This window comes from Homoserinimonas sp. (assembly GCF_056262345.1).
The window spans coordinates 1-2,509 of record NZ_JBACFR010000124.1 but is presented as its reverse complement, the minus strand read 5'-3'; the positions used below and the strand labels follow the sequence as shown (position 1 = coordinate 2,509).

At 67.2% G+C, this 2,509-nt stretch carries 3 protein-coding genes and 1 pseudogene; 1 reads left to right on the top strand and 3 read right to left on the bottom strand.

Going from position 1 to position 2,509, the window contains the following annotated elements; genetic code table 11:
- A partial coding sequence (locus tag AC062T_RS06335) for a cell division protein PerM (RefSeq protein ID WP_476028421.1) occupies positions 1-428 on the bottom strand: 428 nt, incomplete at its 3' end.
- Between the two features lie 165 nt (positions 429-593).
- Between AC062T_RS06335 and AC062T_RS06330 the strand changes: the two genes are divergently transcribed.
- Positions 594-1,181: a DUF4166 domain-containing protein gene (locus AC062T_RS06330; protein ID WP_476028419.1), complete on the top strand. Its 588-nt coding sequence runs from the start codon at positions 594-596 to the stop codon at positions 1,179-1,181.
- A 152-nt stretch (positions 1,182-1,333) separates the two neighbouring features.
- Here the strand turns inward: AC062T_RS06330 and sucD are convergent, their stop codons facing one another.
- Entirely contained in the window at positions 1,334-2,236 is a 903-nt protein-coding gene (gene sucD / locus AC062T_RS06325) for a succinate--CoA ligase subunit alpha (protein WP_476028417.1), read from the bottom strand.
- Positions 2,237-2,246: 10 nt separating this feature from the next.
- Positions 2,247-2,509: pseudogene (locus AC062T_RS06320) on the bottom strand (ADP-forming succinate--CoA ligase subunit beta); the annotation flags it as partial.

Sequence of the window (2,509 nt, the reverse complement as noted above, 5' to 3'; positions counted from 1 at the left end):
GAGGGGCGCACCGCATCCGTCACCGCGGTGAGGGCGGCCACCAGCGCCAACAGGGCGAACGTGCCCGCCGCGACGCCAAGGCCCAGAAAAGAATGCGGGGTCTCGGCAATGCGGCGGCCCGCGCGGTGCCCCAGAAGCAGGGTGAGCAGCGCGAAGCCCAACGGGGCAAGGCTCAGCGTGAACGGCTCGATCGCCTGGGCGATGCCCATCGCGGCGCCCAGCGCGGCGTCAGGAGCTACCGAAACGGATGCTCCGTGGCCGAGCATCCAAATATCGACGGACGCCCGCCAGAAAACCGCCCAGTCGACCTGCAGCTCGTAGTGGAAGCCCCACATGAGCGAAAGCGGAACGAGGGGAATGCCGATGCCGATGCCCACAACGAGCAGCGCCTCAAGCGCGGAGAAGACGGCGGTGAGCGGACGATTCATAACCCCAACGACACTACCTCCGCCTCCCTCGTCGGGCGCTCTTGCCCCGCGAGACTGCGCAAATTGTCGTCAAATAGGGTCTGAAACGCCAACTTGTGCAGTCTCGGCGGGCTATTGGGGCAGAGTGGGAGCGGCGGCGGCAGACCGCGCAGACGGGAGAGGCACGTGGAGCACGACAGCACTGATCGCTCGATTTATGCGCGTGCCCTCGGCGCAGACTTTGCCCGGCTGCATCCTGAGCTCCAACGGTTCTTCTCGACCGACACCGTCACGGCATCCGGAACCTTCGCCGAGGCGGGATCTCGGCTGGCCCTGATGAGGCCCCTGCTGGGCATCACCGCCCGCTTCGGCCTGCTCTTTCCCGAATTCGGGCGCGAGGTCCCCTTCACGATCGAAGTCTCCCCCGTTTCGGATGCGGCGGTCGCCACCGTTCGCCGCCTGCGGTTTGCCACGGGCATCCGCACGATGGCCGACCGCACCACGCTCGTGGCCGGGCGGCTCGTCGACGTTCATGCCCGCGGCCGGCTGCTCGTGGAGATGACGGTTACCGCGACGCCGGAGGGTGCGCTGCGAGCCAGGTCGGGCCGCGCGCGGCTCCGCCTTGGCCGTGCGCTCATCCCCGTGCCTGCCCCCGCTGTGCAACTGACGCAGACGTACGACGAAGCGCACGCCGAGTTCACTATCGACGTGAGCATGCGCGTGCCCGGCGTGGGCGAAGTGTTCGCCTACCGGGGCCGGTTCACCACAAAGTAGCCGCCCTCAGCGCGCGGTCAGTGGTCACTTTCTGCACCAAAAGCCCGCGGGAAGCGCAGAAAGTGACCACTCACGGCGCTGGCCGTGCGAGCGAGCGAGAGCGTTAACGACGGATGGCCCGCCGAAGCGGGCCATCCTGTACAGCTGACTGCTTAGAGCGACGCGAGGATCTCGCGCATGAGCTTGGCGGCCTCGGACGGCGTCTTGCCGACCTTGACGCCGGCGGCCTCGAGGGCCTCCTTCTTCGCCTGCGCGGTGCCCGCGGAGCCGGAGACGATGGCGCCAGCGTGGCCCATGGTCTTGCCCTCGGGTGCCGTGAAGCCTGCGACGTAGCCCACGACGGGCTTCGTGACGTTGGCCTTGATGAAGTCGGCTGCGCGCTCCTCAGCGTCGCCACCGATCTCACCGATCATGACGATCGCCTTGGTCTCGGGGTCAGCCTCGAACGCTGCGAGAGCATCGATGTGCGTCGTGCCGATGATGGGGTCGCCGCCGATGCCGATTGCGGTCGAGAAGCCCAGGTCGCGCAGCTCGTACATCATCTGGTAGGTCAGGGTGCCCGACTTCGACACGAGGCCGATCGGTCCCTTGCCGGTGATGTTCGCGGGCGTGATGCCGACGAGTGCCTCACCGGGGGTGATGATGCCGGGGCAGTTCGGCCCGATGATGCGGGTCGTGTTGCCCTTCTGCTGCGCGTAAGCCCAGGCCTCGGCGCTGTCGCCGACGGGAACACCCTCGGTGATCACGACGAGAAGCGGGATCTCGGCGTCGATGGCCTCGATCATGGCGTCCTTGGTGAAGGCCGGGGGAACGAACGCGATCGACACGTCGGCGCCGGTGGCCTCCATGGCCTCCTTGACCGTTGCGAAGACGGGGAGCTCGACCGCGGCGCCATCGGCGTCGTGGTGCAGAACCGTCGTGCCAGCCTTGCGGGCGTTGACGCCGCCGACGACCTGGGTGCCAGCCTTGAGCATGAGGGCGGTGTGCTTGGTGCCCTCACCGCCGGTGATGCCCTGGACGATGACCTTGGAGTCCTTGTTGAGGAAGATTGACATTCCCTGATCCTTACTTCGCTGCGTAGGCGAGCTCGGCGGCCTTGTCGGCGCCCTCGTCCATGGTTGCGGCCAGCGTCACCAGCGGGTGGTTGGCTTCGTTGAGGATGCGACGACCCTCCTCGACGTTGTTTCCGTCGAGGCGAACCACGAGCGGCTTGTTGGCTGCGGAGCCGAGCTCGGCGAGTGCGCCGACGATGCCCTTGGCGACAGCGTCACACGCGGTGATGCCACCGAAGACGTTGACGAAAACGCTCTTGACCTGCGGGTCGCCCA